General features: G+C 36.9%; 19 protein-coding genes and 1 pseudogene. 8 read left to right on the top strand and 12 right to left on the bottom strand.

Annotated elements, in window-relative coordinates; translation table 11 throughout:
- Window positions 1-17: 17 nt before the first annotated feature.
- The 9 genes from G0Q07_RS01230 to G0Q07_RS01190 all read right to left on the bottom strand — a co-directional run bounded on the left by G0Q07_RS01230 (window position 18) and on the right by G0Q07_RS01190 (window position 4,506).
- Window positions 18-197 carry a hypothetical protein gene (locus G0Q07_RS01230; RefSeq protein WP_163344367.1) on the bottom strand — a complete coding sequence of 60 codons (180 nt, stop codon included), beginning with the start codon at window positions 195-197 and terminating at the stop codon, window positions 18-20.
- A 189-nt stretch (window positions 198-386) separates the two neighbouring features.
- Window positions 387-632, bottom strand: a complete 246-nt coding sequence (locus tag G0Q07_RS01225) for a hypothetical protein (protein ID WP_163344366.1) — start codon at window positions 630-632, stop codon at window positions 387-389.
- Between the two features lie 57 nt (window positions 633-689).
- Entirely contained in the window at window positions 690-1,064 is a 375-nt protein-coding gene (locus G0Q07_RS01220; protein ID WP_163344365.1) for a hypothetical protein, read from the bottom strand.
- Window positions 1,065-1,074: 10 nt separating this feature from the next.
- The gene (locus tag G0Q07_RS01215; protein ID WP_163344364.1) at window positions 1,075-1,413 is read right to left on the bottom strand and encodes a hypothetical protein; all 339 of its coding nucleotides are present in this window, start codon (window positions 1,411-1,413) and stop codon (window positions 1,075-1,077) included.
- Between the two features lie 26 nt (window positions 1,414-1,439).
- Window positions 1,440-2,294, bottom strand: coding sequence for a toprim domain-containing protein (locus tag G0Q07_RS01210; RefSeq protein ID WP_163344363.1), 855 nt, complete (start codon window positions 2,292-2,294; stop codon window positions 1,440-1,442).
- Between the two features lie 317 nt (window positions 2,295-2,611).
- Window positions 2,612-3,571 carry an AAA family ATPase gene (locus G0Q07_RS01205; protein ID WP_163344362.1) on the bottom strand — a complete coding sequence of 320 codons (960 nt, stop codon included), beginning with the start codon at window positions 3,569-3,571 and terminating at the stop codon, window positions 2,612-2,614.
- A gap of 242 nt (window positions 3,572-3,813) precedes the next feature.
- Window positions 3,814-4,011 (bottom strand): hypothetical protein, encoded by a 198-nt coding sequence (locus tag G0Q07_RS01200; protein WP_163344361.1) that lies wholly within the window; start codon window positions 4,009-4,011, stop codon window positions 3,814-3,816.
- Entirely contained in the window at window positions 3,998-4,297 is a 300-nt protein-coding gene (locus G0Q07_RS01195) for a helix-turn-helix domain-containing protein (RefSeq protein WP_163344360.1), read from the bottom strand. Before G0Q07_RS01195 ends, G0Q07_RS01200 begins: the two co-directional genes overlap by 14 nt.
- A gap of 11 nt (window positions 4,298-4,308) precedes the next feature.
- On the bottom strand, window positions 4,309-4,506 hold the full coding sequence (locus G0Q07_RS01190) for a helix-turn-helix transcriptional regulator (protein ID WP_163344359.1): 198 nt from the start codon (window positions 4,504-4,506) through the stop codon (window positions 4,309-4,311).
- A 147-nt stretch (window positions 4,507-4,653) separates the two neighbouring features.
- Here G0Q07_RS01190 and G0Q07_RS01185 point away from each other — a divergent pair, with 147 nt between their 5' ends.
- Together G0Q07_RS01185 and rhuM are read left to right on the top strand one after the other, a co-directional pair.
- Window positions 4,654-5,409 (top strand): helix-turn-helix domain-containing protein, encoded by a 756-nt coding sequence (locus G0Q07_RS01185; RefSeq protein WP_163344358.1) that lies wholly within the window; start codon window positions 4,654-4,656, stop codon window positions 5,407-5,409.
- Window positions 5,410-6,156: 747 nt separating this feature from the next.
- Entirely contained in the window at window positions 6,157-7,281 is a 1,125-nt protein-coding gene (gene rhuM / locus G0Q07_RS01180) for a virulence RhuM family protein (protein WP_163344357.1), read from the top strand.
- A gap of 45 nt (window positions 7,282-7,326) precedes the next feature.
- On the opposite strand, the gene G0Q07_RS01175 is transcribed toward rhuM, so the two are convergent.
- Window positions 7,327-8,556: a site-specific integrase gene (locus G0Q07_RS01175; protein WP_163344356.1), complete on the bottom strand. Its 1,230-nt coding sequence runs from the start codon at window positions 8,554-8,556 to the stop codon at window positions 7,327-7,329.
- A 941-nt stretch (window positions 8,557-9,497) separates the two neighbouring features.
- Here G0Q07_RS01175 and G0Q07_RS01170 point away from each other — a divergent pair.
- On the top strand, window positions 9,498-12,725 hold the full coding sequence (locus G0Q07_RS01170; RefSeq protein WP_163344355.1) for a ligand-binding sensor domain-containing protein: 3,228 nt from the start codon (window positions 9,498-9,500) through the stop codon (window positions 12,723-12,725).
- A gap of 929 nt (window positions 12,726-13,654) precedes the next feature.
- Here the strand turns inward: G0Q07_RS01170 and G0Q07_RS01165 are convergent.
- A complete protein-coding gene (locus G0Q07_RS01165; protein WP_163344354.1) occupies window positions 13,655-14,515 on the bottom strand; it encodes a sigma-70 family RNA polymerase sigma factor in 861 nt (286 codons plus the stop codon).
- Between the two features lie 414 nt (window positions 14,516-14,929).
- Here G0Q07_RS01165 and G0Q07_RS01160 point away from each other — a divergent pair.
- The 4 genes and pseudogenes from G0Q07_RS01160 to G0Q07_RS01145 all read left to right on the top strand — a co-directional run.
- Window positions 14,930-15,226: pseudogene (locus G0Q07_RS01160) on the top strand (HIT domain-containing protein); the annotation flags it as partial.
- A 110-nt stretch (window positions 15,227-15,336) separates the two neighbouring features.
- Window positions 15,337-16,128 carry a PAS domain-containing protein gene (locus G0Q07_RS01155; RefSeq protein WP_163344353.1) on the top strand — a complete coding sequence of 264 codons (792 nt, stop codon included), beginning with the start codon at window positions 15,337-15,339 and terminating at the stop codon, window positions 16,126-16,128.
- Window positions 16,129-16,137: 9 nt separating this feature from the next.
- Window positions 16,138-16,329, top strand: a complete 192-nt coding sequence (locus G0Q07_RS01150; protein WP_163344352.1) for a PAS domain S-box protein — start codon at window positions 16,138-16,140, stop codon at window positions 16,327-16,329.
- Window positions 16,330-16,614: a PAS domain-containing protein gene (locus G0Q07_RS01145; RefSeq protein ID WP_163344351.1), complete on the top strand. Its 285-nt coding sequence runs from the start codon at window positions 16,330-16,332 to the stop codon at window positions 16,612-16,614.
- A 194-nt stretch (window positions 16,615-16,808) separates the two neighbouring features.
- Here G0Q07_RS01145 and G0Q07_RS01140 read toward each other — a convergent pair whose 3' ends face one another.
- On the bottom strand, window positions 16,809-17,705 hold the full coding sequence (locus tag G0Q07_RS01140) for a helix-turn-helix domain-containing protein (RefSeq protein ID WP_163344350.1): 897 nt from the start codon (window positions 17,703-17,705) through the stop codon (window positions 16,809-16,811).
- A gap of 173 nt (window positions 17,706-17,878) precedes the next feature.
- Between G0Q07_RS01140 and G0Q07_RS20565 the strand changes: the two genes are divergently transcribed.
- Window positions 17,879-19,009, top strand: coding sequence for an alpha/beta hydrolase (locus tag G0Q07_RS20565; RefSeq protein WP_246222960.1), 1,131 nt, complete (start codon window positions 17,879-17,881; stop codon window positions 19,007-19,009).
- The last annotated feature ends 140 nt before the right edge of the window (window positions 19,010-19,149 follow it).

Raw genomic sequence — 19,149 nt, 5'->3', positions numbered from 1 at the left:
ATATATGAGAGAAAGATTTATTTATTTTCATGCATTTTCTGCCCAAAATGATTGATCAAAGTATTCCTTACTATATAGGCAACTGGTCTGTCCTCGCTTTCTGCCTTTTCCTTAATTGCATTCTCTACATCCTTTGGGATCCTGGCAGAAACGATACCACGAAGAGATTCACTTCTCATAATTCCATTTTCAATCATTTCAACTTTGTTTATAGTTACGAAACCAAATGTAGAATGCAGAGTGATGAATACAAAGGACACATTGAAGTCAATGATTTCAACAATATAAAACGGAGGCAAATAAAAAGCCCGCAACTGTTATAGCTGCGGGCTAGCCAAGTATGACCGGTTATCGCACTGGATCGATAACGGCCTGAACGTTATGTCTTAAACGAATAGGTGACCTTTATGCAATGTTAGGCCAAGCTGACTAAAGAGTTGTATATTCTCTTCTGTGAACAGAGAATTATTGACGTTGTCTCTAAGTTGTTTCATCTTCGATATAGCTGTCGAGGTGTCAATAGTTCCAGAGTTTTTATCCTCTACAATTTGTTCAAACTCGGTTCGAAAAGATGTTGCACTTTCTTTTGATGCTGTAATGTTTTGTTCTTCAATAATTTGATTTGTTTCCATAATAGTGTAATTTTAGAGTGATAGTATTAAATATTAATTTTACTACTGTTCAAGCAATTATAAGGCGGCTGTTGAGTCGCCTTTATTTTTTGTAAAAAGTTTTTTTATAGGCTCTCGTAACCATGCAGGCCAACGCCAACGGTAAGGATCTGGGTATTCTTTTTTAAATTGTTTCTTTTCTTCTGTGGTCATAGGGTAGGGATTTATTCCTCGTGCATTTAAAAACACTTCGCTCTCTTTGAAATCTTCAGAGCACATGGCAATACGTTTGTCGATTGCTATTTTAAACTCAAGCAGTTGCTCAAAATATGTGTCAGCACGCTTCCCTTTCCTCTGGGAGTCCAGGATCGCCAGCTCCTTATCCTTTTTGTATCCAGCAATAATACCTCGAGTTAGTTCTATTCTCTTTTTGTGGAATTCAATTTCATTCATAATTCGCATTTTATATTAGTGTTACTTTTAATATTTCGAAACTTTTAATGTATTTCCAGTCCTCGGAGAATGCCTCGAATATATCTTTCGCTTCACCTGGTTCTTCCATGTTTACAATAAGACTCATTGTTCTGGTTCGGGTTGGGTGTGTAACCAAAATTTCAATTCGGTATTTCTTTAGTTTTATTGGTTGGTCTGAAACTCGCATAATCCAGTAGGAGGAAACCTCTGGCCAACAAGCAATAATATCATCGATGTTTTCTTCTGCTGAAACTTCATCGTTTGCAAATGTTGGCAATACTTGTTGTCGGGCTGGTGATCCGTCGCCGCATATTGTAAAAACTTTCACGAAATACTTATTTGATAGAGACATGATTATTTTTTTGCAATTAGATATTCATTAAAATCTTTATAGTTTTTGAAAATGATTTGAGAGTAGTCAGTCGTATTTTCAGGATATCTTTTCAGGATTTCATTATTCGCATTTCTACCGGCTTCGTCGTTGTCAAAAAATGTATTTATTGCTTTGTATTCGTCGAGTGTAGAAATTACATGTTTTAGATTGGCGACGCTGTTTAAAATTATATTCGTTGTTGCAGCCTCCCGGACATTGTAATATGCCATACCTGAAAGGAAATCCATAAAACCTTCCCAAAGATTTATTGTTTGGTTTCCTTTAATCGTTGTAATTGCCTTAGGGCTTGAGGATCCTTTCCATAATTTGTTGCGAAGTTCAAAACCTCCTTTATCATTTGGAAATGCCACGGCAAAATAATTTTTGCCATTAACAGAGTAATAGGCTTCTTTTACATACTTTTCGCAATGCCTGTACATTATGCCGCGGCTTTTAAGATAACCAATCAACGCCAGGTTTTGCAACATTCGTACATTGTTGATTTTCAAATTTGACTCAGCGCGAAATCCGGAACGATGAAAAGAAGAAGGATCGATTCGCCTGGGGATGTTTTCTCCAGATAGAATATTAACTGCCCCGGTTATATCCGTGTCATTAATTGCGATAACAAGATCCAGTATTGAGCCACCGGTTCCGGCTCCGTGATCGTACCAAAGGTTAAGGCGCTGATCAACTTTAAAACTTGGAACCTTTTCGCCGCGAATAGGTGAGCAATACCACAACCATTGCTTATGCTTGTCCCGGCGTTCAGGATTTACACCTATTCGGTTAAGGTAGGTTTCAATGGGTATTTGTTTCGCTTCTGAGATATTCATTTTCTTTCTTTTTTCACTGTAATTTTATTGAACAGATTTGAACAGCCTCTGTCTAATCCTTATAAATTGAACATTGCTATGAGATGGTATTGTTTAATTTATAGGAAACTGAACAAATTAAACACTCTACTGAACGAGCAAAGTGTAAGTATCAGTAATAGAGGTATATATGTGTTCATTCTTGTTCATTTGCCATAAAGTAGCACACAAATCACTGAACATTGTTTAGTTTGTATATTTTGTAAAAACTGTTCAAAGCGTTCAATCTGTTCATAAATAGTGCTATCTGTTCAGTATGTTCAAAGTGTTCAATCTGTTCAATGTCTGAATGGTTCAAGTCCCCTGGTGTTCTTTGTCCAGTTAGATACCGTTCCAATTGAAACACCTATTTTCTCAGCAACAGCCCGAACTGTTAATCCTTGATTTCTTAAAGCAATGGCCTGAAGTTTCGTGTCGTCTCCATCATCAGAAATGTGTTCACTTTCTTTGCCGGTACCTTCTTGCTGAAATCTCAAACAGTTGTTATCAAATACTTTCCTTATGGTGATCACATTGTCTTTGCTGTATGCTTCTCTTTTTGTTCGTGAAAATTTGGTTTGGATAAGATATCGAAAGTCTGTATCAATTCTGCTTTTCCCTATAGCGAAAGCGGAATCCGCAAACTGAATTAGTTTTGAGCTACCTGCCAAGTCTGAATTAGTTAGTGGGGTATAGTCGAATTTTTTGGGTGTGTGTCCAAGGATCATAATACTTAATCCTTTTTCACGCTTAATTCGATCTAAATATGACATTAGCTCCATCGCTACATTTCCGTCTTTGCTATCTTCTCCGCTGAGTGCAGTTATGTTATCAACGATCAGAACTGTTGCATTTGATTCTCTAAGAAATCCATCTATAATCCGGAAAATTTTCTCAGTCAATTTTTTACCTGGTTCGTATATTTCCCCAAATGGAATATTGACAATTAAAAATCGGTCAGAGAAATTATATGTAGAATTGTTTTTTTTATTGGTGTATCGAACCTGGAACTGTTTGTCTGATAATTCGAAATCAAGAAATAGTACCGTTTGAGGACCGCATTCATTATCAAGTATGTCCAACACTTTTTCCCCTTTACTTAATCCGTCTCCCACTTGTACTGCTAGTATACTTTTGCCTGTTCCTGTTCCTCCGAAAAAGAAAATCAATTCCCCACTTTGCCAAATATCTCCCATAAGAGAATTTATATCCGGCAATTTAAGGCCGGCTTCTATTCTTTGGTTAGCCGTTCTTATCATTTTGCTCGTTCAATTATCGTTCTCAAACTAAACCTTATTAATTCGGTGAGAGTGGTGTTCTTCTCCTTGCAAAACTTATCCAGTTTTATTCGCTCGCTCTCCGAAAAACGAACAGTAAAATTTGAAGTTTTGCGATGTTTTTCGGGTATCCGAAATTTTTCTTTTTTCATTGTAATTTGAATTTGCATTGCGTTATGACTGCAAATGTTGTGTAAATGCACATCTTTTTAAAGGACAAAAAATTAGCCCCACAGTAGCTCCATTCCTCTATCCAGCTTTTCGCCGGCTTCGTCGGCATACTTTTTTCTAACTTCTTTCGGATCTTCGCCGGCGTTTAATGCATCGATCCCTTTTTTATAAAGTTTTTGCGATTCGGAAAGCAACTGGTTGGCCTTTTCAATGTTATCCGAGTTCATAGTTTTTCCTTTAATCGATTTCATTCCCTTTTTCATTGGCCATTTTCCTTAAACTATCAATCAATTCTGATTTGAAATAAAAATGTTTGTTGCCTGATCCGTGCCTTTTAATGAGACCAGCCTTAACCCATTTAGTGAATGTTGGTTGAGAAACACCAGCTAATTTTAAGGCTTGTGTAGTGGTAATCCGATCATTTTTAAAATCAGCCCGAACGTTCTTTGCCTCCCTCTTTTTCATGAATAATTCCAACCCTTCAGCAATTTGCTCAGGAGTGCTCAGAATCATTACTCGTTCATTTTCTTTGCTCATGTGTTGCGGTTTTAAATGAGTTCAGTAACATCAACTTCAAAATATTCGGCAATGGCTTTTGCCTCTGAGATAGTGGGATCAATTTCGCCCCGGTAGATCTGGCCCCAGCGTTTTTGATTAATGCCTACTGCATTGTAAAACTGTTTTTGTGGATGAAAGAAAAAACATCTGCTTTCTTTCTTTTGAACAACATTTTTGATTTTTCCCATGATTATTTGAAGCTTTAGTAAATATTATTTAGCACAATACTAAAAATAAATTACTATAAAACAAAATAATGTTGACTGAAAAACAAAATATTGTTTTTTAAATGGTAAATATTTTGAAGTAAAAAATCGAAAATCTACATTTGATACATGAATTCAATTTCAGATAAGATCGTCCAGGGACGAAAGGCGAAAAGAATTAATCAAAAAGATTTTGCTCAGCTAATAGGTGTTTCGCAGCCTTCGTTAATAAAGTTTGAAAGAGGTGAAACGGATTTAATTCCGCTGGGAGTAGCTCGCAAGATATCAAGTGAGTTGGATATTCCTTTTAATGAATTATTTGAAATTGAGTCTAAACATCTGCAGCTTAAAAATTTTACCGAACAAATTGATGACTTGGAAACTAAGTTGCAAAAGCTAAATAAAGAGTCAAAGAAGAACGAAGAGCTCGCAACTTTGCGTAAGGAGAAATACAAAGATCTCTATCTTGAGAAAATCGAACGTGAGTTTACTGAATATATGGAATTGTTGTTTGAGATATATGAATCAATAGAAACATTTGACTCCAGAGAACAGAAAATCAAATTTGAAAAACAGCTACAATCTGAAAAGGAATATTTAAGTGATACGATTTCTACTTTGTTCAGAGAAGAAATTTTTTCAGAATTTGAGATACTTGAAATACTTTATCAAAATGATCCCAAATTGGCTCTTATTATCGGTGATAAAGAAGGTGATCCAAAAGAATTAGCTAACTATTGGAGTGAATATATGGATATATCTCCTTCGAAAGTTGAGCAGTTTCTTGTTTGGTATAATAAAAAATGGGATAAAAAACTAAAGTGGAGCAGAGCGAGGTTATTGGCCACTGAAAGGCTAAGGAATAAAGATAGCTTTGAAAAATAACCTCCATGGCTTAGATCATAAATATTTTCTTTTCAAATATCCCTCGTAAACACTAAAAAGGGGAGGGTGTTTGAAAAGAAAATTACCTGAAAATTTTATAGTCAAGCCGCCACTGGGCGGAAGTGTTTGTATATACAAACACACATCTTGCCAACCCCTCCCCACCGATTTGATCATTGATTTGTTCCGTTGATGATTTTTGGTTAATAACTCTAAAAAAATAGTGAATATATATTTACACAAAAATAAAACATCTTGTGTAAATAGGTATTATATTTGTGTGCTGACACAATTTATTGATGATGATAAATAAAGATTTTAATACAATTTCAGAACTACTTGAGGCTTTCCCGGATGAACAAACGTGTATTGATCATTTGACAAAACTTAGGTGGCATGGTAATGTTGTTTCTCCTTTTGATCCTACATCGAAAGTATATGAGTGTAAGAATAATAGGTATCGATGTCGAAATACCGGGAAGTATTTCAATGTTAGAACAGGAACATTATTTGATAATACAAAGGTAGGTCTTCAAAAGTGGTTTTTAGTTATTTGGTTAGTGGTTAATCAGGGATCCGAGATTTCACCAACCGAGTTGTCCCGTAAAATTGGGGTTTCAAATAAGACTGCACGACTTATGTTACTGAGAATACAGCATTGTTTTAATAACAATATTTAAGTGTATTATTCAGTATGTAAGCGAGTTAGTGTTATATTTAGAGAATTAAATTTGATAAAAAACTAATATGAATAAAATTGACAACCAATCAGATTTTCTGTTTTATCAGTCAGGTGATGGAATTATAAAAATACAAGTTATAGTTGATCAGGATAATGATACTATCTGGGTGACGCAGAGGGCTATGGCTGAAATTTTTGATATTGATGTGAGTGGAATAACTAAGCACATTAAAAATATTTTCGAAAGTCAAGAATTAGATGAAGATAGCAATGTGCAAAAATTGCACATTGCTAATTCTGCTAAGCCAGTTCACTATTACAATTTAAACGTAATAATATCGGTTGGCTATAGAGTGAATTCTTATAAAGCTACTCAATTTAGGATCTGGGCAACAGATGTTTTAAAAGAATACCTGACAAAAGGTTTTGCCTTAGATGATGATAGGTTAAAGCAGGGAAAGAGCTTGTTTGGGAAGGATTACTTTGATGAATTATTGGAGCGTATCAGGGAAATACGCGCTTCAGAGAGAAGGTTTTATCAGAAGATTACCGATATATACGCTCAGTGTAGTATTGATTATGATGCCAAAGCACCTATATCCCGGAAGTTTTTTGCGACCGTGCAAAATAAATTGGAATATGCTATTACTCATCATACGGCACCGGAGATTATTAAATTACGGGCAAATGCAGGTAGGCCTAACATGGGCCTAACAAGCTGGAAAAATGATAAGAAGGGTGGGAAAATCCTGAAATCTGATGTTACAGTTGCAAAGAATTATCTTAGTCATGAGGAGATTAGTGAACTGAATCATATTGTAAACATGTACCTTGATTATGCTGAGTTGCAGGCCAAAAGGAATAATACAATGAAAATGTCGGACTGGGTCGTAAAGCTGGATACATTTCTCACCTTCAATGAATACGACCTTTTAAAAGATTCGGGTAAAATAAGGAAAGCGGTTGCCGATCAGTTCGCAGAAAGGGAGTATAAAAAATTTAGGGTGATTCAGGATAGGGAGTATGTTTCTGATTTCGATAAAGCTGTGGAGCAGATAAAAACAACAGGAAAATTGCCATCACCTCCAAAAATGCCAAGTATAAAAGAAGCTTTAGGAAAAACTAATTTGTCAGGATTTAATGAGGATCTTAAGGCTGCTCTTGATTATGATCCGAAGGATGATGAATAAGTATATGTGTTCATATTCGGCCTTTTAATTGTCCATCTGTGTAACTTATAGTTTGCCCCAGGTATTGTTCATTTCCTTGGTCTTCATTTCATCAACAATGGAAATGTATTTCCGGAGTGTTTTTTCTTCGCGTATGCCGGTTATTTCCTGCACAACTTTTTGTGTCATTCCCAGGTAGAGGCTCATGCTTATGAATGTCTTTCTAGATACGTGGGCAGTAATTACCTCGTGTTTGAGAAAGGTTTTTTCAGTGAATTTATTACCTGAATGCGTTGAAATAGTAACCGGTGCTTTTATTTCTGCAGCTTTGCAGGCTTTTTTAATGTAGTCGTTAAACTTTTGGTTGCTTATCCTGGGGAGGATCCAAACTGGTTGATGCTTATATCTTTCAACTATTTTCTTTGATCGATCAACTAAAGGGATTCTTACCGGCTCTTTTACTTTTTTCATTGTAATTACCAGCTGGTCGTTAACTATCCAGTCGCGTCGTGCCCGTTGCAGATCTGAGAACCTTAATCCGGTGAGACATCCAAAACAGAAAATATCTCGCACCCGGGCCAACTTTTTATCTGTGAATTCAAAATCGTAGAGTGTTTTAAATTCGTCAATGGTAAGTATTATTGGTGTGATATCTTTTTCGGTAGCCTTGTATTTTGGAATCGATCCATCAAAGTAATTTCTTTCCTGGCTCCAGCTCAGAAATCGTTTAAAAACTTTTACGGTTTGGGCGAAAGTGTTGTTCGAGTGCTTTTTCTTGGCAGAGTACTCTTTCATTTTATCGAAGAGCTGCACATCGATATTTTGGAAGGTGATGTTATACTTTGTTTTTTCACTAAAAGCTTGTACAAAATTGTACACAGTGTTGCGGCGGCGGTAGGTATTATTCTCGAAATTATTTTTGGAGTATTCCACAAATTCTGAAAATGCGTCCAATACTTTTATTTCAGGAATATTTGGTGAACGTTTGCCTTGAATGGGATCGATGCCGCTTAATATCATTTTTATCGCGTTTTCGATATCCGGGTATTTGTTCAGCTGGCAGTAGTTGTCGAATGTAAGCATTAACGACTTGAGGTGTTGTATTGTGGCGTTTTTTGCCTTGTATTGTTTGTATGAGCTTTTTATTCTTTGCTTTTCATCGTCCCAGTCGTCAATGTTCACCCTTGCGATCGATTTATAATAGCGTTTCTTATTATAAATAACCTTTGCCATCACCGGCGACGTTCCCTTCTTTCCTTTTGATGAAGTATTGAGGTAAAAGCTTATATTTGGCATAGTTTGATTTTGTTTCTATGCCATAAATTTACAATTCTGGTAGCATTTTGGTAGCTCTTTTTATAATAAATTTCACAAAACCCTACAAAAACTAAATAAACAAAAGTACTGTAAAGAACAGATTGTCAGTAATATTACACAATCGTACAAAAGGTGGTGAAATAGTAAATTATTCCCGTCGGGACTACTTTTGTGTATTATAAAAAGCTATGAGAGAGGGCCTTCCCGGTTCTCTTTTGTGGTTTTAGTCAGCATGTAGTCAACAATCCCGAAATAAGTCAATTTTCAACTGTATTATCTTAATCCTATCTTTGTAATGTATTGCGTTGCCGCCATCCAACCCCTCCCTGTGTAAAACCCCTTGAATAAGGCGTCATTGCGAGAGTCCACCAAAATTTTGTTTTTGCCATAATGAGGTAATGCCAGATTATGCAGGGGTGTCATTTCGAATGAGGGAAACGAATGAGAATTGAAAATCAGCGGAGCTAAATCTGTTCCTTTTGTGAAAGATTTCTCCTCATTCTTCGTCGAAATGACAATAATGCATAAAGTGGTATTTTACTCATATTTAACGACTTATTAAAATCTGTCATTGGCAGCATCGCGAAGCAATCTTATCGTTTTACCGGACACTCATGAAAAAATTTAATGAATACTTTCTATACCAACCAAAAAAGAAAATATTGCGCTGATTTTCGCAGAGATTTATATAATCAGCGTTTGTCTGCGTAATCCCAACCTGCGTCTGGCAGTTGCGGAAAACGATTAAAGATATTTACTGTCCGGGGTTTATAGATAGTCATGAAACTCTTTTCAAAATGCAAAACTTTCTAAGCAGAACCTCCATTTTAACAATCTAACAAACCTCGTTTGTCAACAGCTTTGAATTTCGTATCTTTTGCCATTCAATTTGAAGGTTATTTTACATTTAATAAATTTAAATGGGGCGTATAAAAAAGTTAATCAATTTCGGAACACTCCTTCTTTTTCTTGCCATGAGTTTTAGCGGTTACGCAGGGCAGAAACAACTCTTGTTTAATGGAATTACAACCGATGACGGCCTGGTTTCATCCAATATTCTCAGCATAACTCAAGACCAACATGGTTTTATTTGGATTGGAACGTATGATGGATTGCATCGATACGACAGCAAAGAGCTGAAAATTTACCAGAACCGAAACAATCAACCCAACAGTCTGGCCGACAACCTGATTCGCTCGCTTTACGTCGACAATAAAAACAATATGTTTGTTGGTACAAACACTGGAATAAGTCTTTATGATAAAAAAACCGATCAGTTTATCAATTTCAGTCAGGATACTTCTTCATGCCTTTACAGCCTGAATTTCCAGGCTAATAAAATAACATCCGACGACAAAGGAAATATATGGATTGCTTCGAATGTTGGACTGGTAAAGTTTAATCGTGCTGAAAATAATTGTGAATTATTTACCCATGATTCTTCCAATCAGGAAAGTATCAGCAATTCATTTTGCACAGGACTTCATATCGACAGTTTTAATCGTTTGTGGATAAGCACCCAGAAAGGAATCAATCTTTTTAATTCTGAAAACAAGTCCTTCAAATTAGTCAGCGAGGGAGTAAACGGGAACGATTATTCAGATTACGTATTCCGTGAAATGACAGAGGATCAGAATAAAAATCTTTGGATAAACAGCGAAGACGGCTTATTCAGAATAAAATTAGCGGAAAATTCAGCAGAAAAATTGCAGCATTTTGCACCCACCCCGGATGATCCGAATTCCATTTCGGAAAATATGCTTTCGGCCATTTATGTCGACCAGGAAAACAATTTATGGATTGGCGCTGAAAACAGCGGGCTCTATCTGTTTAACCGTACCAAACAGAATTTTGATGTCGTCGTTTCGAATGGCCGCAGCGTTCAAAATCTTCAGGACATTTCGGTGAATGCCATCTTCCAGGATAATGCAGGTAATTTATGGATAGGAACCTACGGGCACGGCGTGCTCACTATTACAAAAAACAGTTATGCCATTTCATTATTTCAGGATATTGTGGCTGAAAACCAAACCTACACCAGCACTTTGGTCAATGCATTTTTGGAGGACAGCCGGGCAAATATCTGGATTGGTACGGATGGAAACGGCATTTTAAAATTCAACAAATCAACACGTAAATTCAAAAACTTCAGCACCCAAAACTCCGGCCTTGGAAATGACTATATTTTATCGATGATTGAAGACGACAACCAGAACCTGTGGCTGGCATCGTGGGACGGCGGATTAATCAGGTTCAATCCTGAAAATGAAACATTCACATCTTTCACCACCGAAAACAGCGCTATTCCGGGCAATAAAATTTATACGGTTGCAAAAGGCGAAAACAACAAAATATGGCTGGGTAGCCATTACGGAGGATTAATTCTTTTCGAACCTTCCGAAAACCGCTTTACTTCCATCAATAAAATCAGCAATGATCTGGGTGAAAATACGGTGAATGTTGTCAAGCCTGACAGCAAAGGAAATCTATATGTTGGAACCACAAAAGGATTGGTTATTTATAACCCATCAGATAAAAGGGTAGAAAAAATTGAAGGAGATTCAGCCAGGCTTGATATCGGGAACCTGGAAATTAACGATGTTAATGTTGAAAACGACACCAGCATTTGGGTGGGAACACTCATGGGGATGTTTCATTTTAATCCGGAAACAAATAAAACCAGGCGGTTTACTACTGCCGACGGATTGCCGGGCGACATTATAAATGCCATTATAAATGACAATTCGGGAGTTTTATGGGTAACAACATCAAACGGAATTTGCCGGTTTAAACCGGGAAATTCATCCATCACTGTTTTTAATAAAAATGACGGAATGCAAAGCAACGAATTCCGCCCGCGCAGTGCACTTGTCGATTCGGAAGGCTACCTCTATTTTGGAGGAATCAACGGATTCAATATCATCAATCCACAAAAAATAGTTAGAAACAATCATGTACCGAAAGTACAGTTTACGGGTTTCGATATTTTTCACATGGTCGTAAAACCAGGTGATCCCAACTCGCCATTGGATAAAATCATTCCCGAAACCGACAAAATAGTACTGAATTACGACCAGTCGGTGCTGACATTCCATTTTGCTGTGCTCGATTTTACCAGCCCAAACAAAAATGAACACGCCTACATGCTTGAAAACTTCGACAGTGATTGGACCTACTCAGAAAACGAACGTCAGGCAACCTATACCAACCTCGACCCCGGGGAATACATTTTTAGGGTGAAAGGCGCCAATAACGACGGAGTTTGGAACGAAGAAGGTGCTTCGCTGATTGTTGTTGTTAAACCGCCATGGTGGCAAACCTGGTGGTTTAAAACTTTACTGGTTCTGGCAATTGGGTTTACTGTTCTTTCCATTTTTTATGTGCGGATTAAAAGCCTGGAAAGACAAAAACACATTCTTGAAAAAAGGGTGGAGGAAAGAACCCGCGAATTGGCAAAACTGAATGCCACAAAAGACAAACTGTTTTCGATTATTTCGCATGATTTGCGAAGTCCTTTCAATGTTATTCTCGGATATGCCGATGTGCTGAAAGAGCAATATAAATCGTTTGATGAAGACACAATGAACAATGTACTCAGCGATTTGAAGGAATCGGGTGAGAATGCTTTTAATTTGCTTGAAAACCTTCTCAACTGGTCGAGCGCACAAAGGGGCACTATCGATTTTTCGCCAATTAAAACCACTGCGCGGGAAATTACCGGAAGTATTATGCCCGAAGTAACATCAATTGCCAAAAAGAAAAACATTGAAATTGTCAACCATGTGAGCGGGAAAGACATTCCTTTAATGGCCGACAAAAATATGCTATCGCTGGTTTTCAGAAATCTTTTGACCAACGCGGTAAAATTCAGCAATCCGGGAAACAAAGTGTGGATTGATGCTGAAATAAAAAGCGATGAGGTTATTTTTAGCATAAAAGACGAAGGCATCGGCATTACACCACAAAAGGTAGCCACTCTATTCGATCTGGAAGAAAATTCCACGCAAAGAGGCACATCAGGCGAAAAAGGAACCGGACTGGGGCTTATTCTAAGCAAGGAATTTGTGGAAATGCACAAAGGAAAAATCTGGGCGGAAAGTGAAATTGGAAAGGGAGCTGCCTTTTATTTCTCGGTGCCAAATTATTGATCTGCGATTGCTTTCGCATTTAATCTAATAATTCCCCTTGGCTTCGCCATGGGGTTCCGCTTTTTCTCCCCGTTTGAGGGAGATGTCAGCCTTTATGGCTGACAGAGGGGTGAAATAAAGAAAATTCGAGTTTCAGCGATTTAGCTGAAATAAAGTTGGCGTAATACCCCTTGGCTTTGCCACGGGGATAGTCAACTTTAAGAATTTTCTTTATTCATGCCACATCAATTTAAATCACATGAAAATTTATGGCTTCTCCACAACATACAACTTCCGCTGTAGCCTTCCCCCTTATGTAGCCTTCTCTGAAAATGTTGTAACTTTACTTGTTCCTCGGTGGTTGTTGCCTGATCTACTTTACCATGCTTAATTCTGATCCTAATCGTTACATCTCTATGAGAGCCTTCTGTCGTTGTGTTTACTTTGAAATAGGCTTTACCTAAAAACTTATAATGCTTTATAACTATTTATAATATACCTTTCATTAAAACTTCTATAAGCCTTTAAATTCAAGGGTATGAGTAAGGTCTTTACTTTGTTTGGTTTTAATCTATTTTGCATAAATAATTCCGGTCGGGACTACTATCTATCGAGATAAAAAATTGCAAAAGAGAGCTTTAATGGTTCTCTTTTGTTGTTTTACTCAGCATGCAGTCAGCCATCCCGAAATAAGTCAACTTATAACTGTTTTATCTTAAACGTTCCTTCGAAATATATTGCGTCGCCGTGATACAACAATTGAATATTCTGAAAGGCCTTAACGATCACCCATTTTTTTTGACTTCAAGAATTTGGAAAGGATATTGAAGTTACTGAATTTTTGAGTTGCCCATCCTATTTTAATATGAGGACACCATTTTTAAGGTACAAAAACGATGCAGTTCCACCCTGTAGTTTATAATGAATTTGAATAAATCGTAAACGTTTAATTACCCCAAATATGTTTTCAATATTGTACTTCGTGATGTATGTCGCAAACGTCTGATAGCCTTTTCTTTTATCTGACGCACCCTTTCACGGGTTAATCCAAATTGTTCTCCGATTTCTTCCAGTGTCATTTCCATACATCCTATACCGAAAAACAATCTAATAACTTTGGTTTCACGCTCTGTCAATGTTGCTAATGCACGGCTTATCTCTTCCCCAAGTGATTCCATCATAAGGGCACGGTCAGCGTTAGGTGAATCGTTATTTACCAAAACATCCAAAAGACTATTGTTTTCACCATCCACGAATGGGGCGTCAACAGAAACATGCCTTCCTGATACTCTGAGAGTATCGGCAACTTTGTCGGCAGGTATCTCCAAGATTTCCGCTAATTCTTCTGGCGATGGCTTTCGTTCATTTTCTTGCTCAAATTTTGCAAATGCTCTATTAATTTTATTCAACGAACCTACTTGATTTAATGGCAAACGAATAATACGTGATTGTTCTGCAACTGCTTGCATAATTGATTGCCGAATCCACCATACCGCATAGGAAATAAATTTAAACCCTCGTGTTTCATCAAACTTCTGACCTGCTCTAATCAACCCAAGGTTTCCTTCGTTTATTAAATCAGGTAAGCTAAGTCCCTTATTTTGGTACTGTTTTGCAACAGAAACGACAAAACGCAGGTTTGCCTTTGTTAATTTCTCTAAAGCAGCTTGGTCGCCCTTTTTAATCCGTTGTGCTAATTCTACTTCTTCCTCAACAGTAATCAGTTCTTCTTTACCAATTTCCTGTAAATACTTATCTAACGAAGCACTTTCACGGTTAGTGATTGACTTCGTAATCTTTAGCTGTCTCATATAATTTCCCTAAAATAGAGTACGAAGGTACGATATTAAATCGCAGCACATACCAATTGAATTTTCGCTCTCTTAAATTTAGGGTGGATATGCAAAAAACTTGAGCGATTAATTAATCTACGATGCAACTAGATATTCCTAAAAAATTATACCCAAGTATTTTCCACTAAATAATAATTCCATAACGTGCATATGCAATACAAACTCTTGGATTGTGATTAGCAGTCTTACATGCAATAGTGAATGTTGTACTTCCCTTTTCTATTTGGAATAATTCAACGCGATAAAAACTCATTCAATTAGTTGATTTCTGTAAATTAGTGGCATATTAATGCCCCAATGCCTGAATGTCCATTTCGCAATATTGAACCAACCCGAATAATTGAAAAAAGTAATTGATCACTTGCATTTTTTGATAAGTTTCCAATAAGTATTGGTCATGCTTTAATTATTCCGAAAAGACATGAACCCAATTATCTTAACCTAACAAATGAAGAAAAATTGGATATTGAAAAATTAACTAATACGATTATTAATTACCAGAAAATGAAATACTTACAAGGTGGATTTAATATTGGAATTAATATAGGCAAAGCAGCAGGTCAAACAATTTCTCATTGCCATATTCACATAATACCAAGATATGATGGTGACATGGATGACCCTACAGGCGGTGTTAGAGGTGTTATACCATCAAAACAAAAATACTAATAGTTGAAATACGCAAGTGTATATATTGCAATATATCAGATGATTAGACTGGTAATACTTCAATTTTTTGTTTTCCTTTAATGTTCTGTCATGTTTCAAGTTGTTTGTAGTTGAAATACAATGTATTAATTCTTCTTTCATTCAGATTATTTGATAAATTTGAAGAACTCGAAAACCAGAAATCTTTAATTACCGATAGTTTGGAGATTATTAAAAATTCCAATTCTAAGTTGTCTTACGATGAACTTTTAGAGCAGAACCGCCAATTAAAACATCAGATTCAGGAAATACAAAAAATATTGAAAAAGTCTGGATCTATACTGTCGCATAGAGAAGCCAAATACCGGGCATTGTACGAAAATGCACCGCTTTCATATCAATCTTTAGATGTAGAAGGGTATTTTATCGATATAAATCCAGCATGGCTTTCAACGCTAGGTTATAGTTGGGAAGAAGTTATCGGTAAAAATTATGCTGATTTTTTGCATTCGGATTGGAAGAGCATTTTTGAAAAAAACTTTGCTGAATTTAAACGAAGAGGATACGTTAGCGATGTTCAGTTTAAAATAAAACATAAGAAAGGTCATTTCATAGATATCTCATTAGAAGGATATATTGGCACTCATCCGGATGGAAGTTTTAAACAGACTTATTGTGTTTTTAAAGATATTACCGAACAAAAACGAGTTGAGGATGCTTTGATTAAAAATCAATTTTATTTATCAAAGGCACAGGAAATTGGAAAAATTGGTACATGGGAATTGGATATTTTGAACAATAAACTGTACTGGACAAAACAGAATTATAAAAACTTTGGTTTAAGCCACAAGACTTCACTAAATTACGAAGTGTTTTTGAACTGTATTCACCCTGATGACAGGGATTATGTGAATCGGGAATGACAAGCAGCAATGGAAGGGAAACCTTATAACATTGAGCATAGGATTATTGAAAATGGAAAAGTAAAATGGCTAAGGGAAAAAGCTGACATAAAATTCGATAAAAATGGAAAAGCCATTTCTGTCATTGGCTTAACTCAAAATATTACTGAAAAGAAAAATGCAGAAAATGAGTTAAAAAAAGGGGAATCTATTCAACGATAGTTGGTTGCAAATATTGGCGATGTAATTGTAATTATCGATAAAAATGGATTAAACCGCTATAAAAGCCCAAATGTAAAAAGACTGTTTGGTTGGGATGTGGATGAATTAGTAGGGAAAAGTGCACGGGATAAGGTTCATCCTGACCATATAGAAGGTGCAAATAAATTGCTTTCTCTGTATTTTAAGCACATGCAGTCGTCCCTTGATGCAAGACTTAAAATCCAACCGTTGCCCATTTTGGGCTCGCCTGCGTGTCGCTTCGGGCTTCAACCGGGATTGTTTTAAGTGATAGCCTGGCGGTTTTGTCTATTCCGTTCCTATGTCACTGCACACATATCACACAAACCGATTTCATGCTTCAAACTATTTTTTGTGAGACCCTCGTTCCACTTGCAGGACGGCTCGCGATGCTTGATCAATAACCGGCAACCCACTCCGTTCAATTGCCATTCTTATTCAGCCGTTAAAAAGCTGCGATATTAATTCAAATTCCGGTATTCATTCGGAGTATAACCTGTCTCATTCTTAAACATGCGGTTAAAGTGCTGAGAATATTTAAATCCTAACTCGTGCGCAATTTCACTCACCGTTCTGTTTTCGTCGAATATCTTGTTTTTGGCTATTTCAATTATTTTAATCTGTATGTATTCCTTTGCTGATTTTCCGGTTTCTTTTTTCATCAAATCACCAAAATAATTAGCTGAAAGATTTAGTTCGTCGGCAAAATAAGCTACCGATGGTAACCCAAATTTCTGCGGATTATCGGTAGAGTAATAGCTATTTAAAAGTTGCTCAAACCTCTCCAAAATACCTTTGTTGACGTTGTCGCGTGTAATAAACTGGCGGTCGTAAAAACGTTCGCAATATTTCAATAACAATTCAATATTCGAAGAAATCAGTTCTTTACTGTGTTTATCTACGGCATGTTCCAGCTCGTATTCTATTTTTCCAAAACTGTCCATTATCATCTGGCGCTCACGCTCCGATATGTGCAGTGCTTCATTGGTTTTGTAACTAAAAAAGGAATATTTATCGATATGACGCCCCAATGATGTTCCGGCAATTAAATCAGGGTGAAAAATTACTCCGTGCCCCTTGGGCTGATACAATTCTACGCTTGGTTTCATATCAAGTATCTGCCCCGGTGCTATAAAAATCAGGGTGCCTTCCTGGTAATCGTAGGTGTTTTTTCCATACCTGAGATCGCCGCAATTCACATCTTTTAGCAACACCAAATAGAAGCCAAAATAGGTTTTGATTAAGCGTCGTGGATCAGCCTTTGAAAAATCAATGATACTTACCAGCGGGTGCAAAGTTTCGTGATTATTGAAAATATTATATTCTGTTACCGTCTCAAACCTGTTCATCTTTTCCATTTCATTCTCTTTTTATTCAATCAAATTTAAACAATCTCAACAAGCTTTTATGCGTATTGAAGTCATTTCAGTAAAAATGGTAGTGTAATCCGTATTCTATATACAAAATACTATATTACAGTGCCTTATATTTGTAGTAGCAGATTTACTGAATAATATTAAATAATTGATTTATGAATAATATACTAGATCAAAATAGGTTTTCATTTGCTGGTTTGAAGCATATCGATATAAGAAAAGCATTGTTTTTATGCTTACTCTTTACCGGATTGTTGTCCTGTACTCAATCTTCTGAAAACTCAGCCAACGAAAATAACCTGATAATTCGTGAACAGGGCAGTTTTGCCGTTGGTGGTACCGTAAAAGAAAATCCGGGAACATTTAACACCATAACGCGCGGCCCCGAAGGCCAGACTTATCATGGCGACCACGCTTATGTTTTCTACCAGATACCAGCTGATGCACGTCAGTATCCGTTGGTGATGTGGCACGGTTTCGGACAATTTTCAAAAACGTGGGAAACCACGCCCGACGGAAGAGAAGGTTTTCAAACGCTGTTTTTACGCCGGCGTTTTCCGGTTTATGTAATCGATCAGCCACGTCGTGGAAATGCTGGTCGTAGTATGGCAGAAGGTACATTTACGCCTACCCCCGACGAAGCATTTTGGTTTAATACATTCAGGGTTGGCGAGTGGCCCGTTTTTTTTCCGGGCGTACAATTCTCAAAGGATCCCGAGGCGCTTAATCAATATTTCAGACAAATGGTGCCTGATATTGGGCCAATAGATATTGCGGTGAATGTGGATGCTGTTTCTGCTCTTTTTGATAAAATAGGAGAAGGGATTCTGGTTACGCATTCTCATTCAGGCGGAATGGGTTGGTTAACAGCGGTCGAGAATGACAATATAAAAGCCATTGTTTCGTACGAGCCGGGTAGCGGCTTTCTTTTTCCTGAAGGCGAGGTTCCTGCACCGATTGAAAATTCTGCCGGAGCACTGGTTGCCACAGGAATTCCGATGGAAGATTTTATGAAGCTCACAAAAATCCCGATCATTATTTATTACGGCGATTTTATTCCGGAAACTCCCGATCCAAATCCGGGAACTGATGGCTGGCGTGCCCGACTTGAAATGGCTCGCTTATGGCGCGATGCCGTTAATAAACACGGTGGTGATGTAACAGTAGTTCATTTGCCCGAAATCGGAATTAAAGGAAATACACATTTTCCCTTCTCGGATTTAAACAATGTGAAAATAGCCGGTTTAATGTCGGAATGGCTGAACGAAAAAGGATTGGATAAATAACATGAAACGAACATGAACTTTTTAAATCATAGATTCACAAACAAGCATGATTAAAAAAGTTTATGTGAGAGCGGAGCGGTTACATCCGTTCTTAAATTTTAAAGTAATTTCTTGGAAACTTGAAAATTTTAAACGGATGA

Origin of the sequence: Draconibacterium halophilum, from assembly GCF_010448835.1 — a bacterium.
Taxonomy (GTDB): domain Bacteria; phylum Bacteroidota; class Bacteroidia; order Bacteroidales; family Prolixibacteraceae; genus Draconibacterium; species Draconibacterium halophilum.
This window is presented reverse-complemented; position numbering and strand designations above follow the sequence as displayed.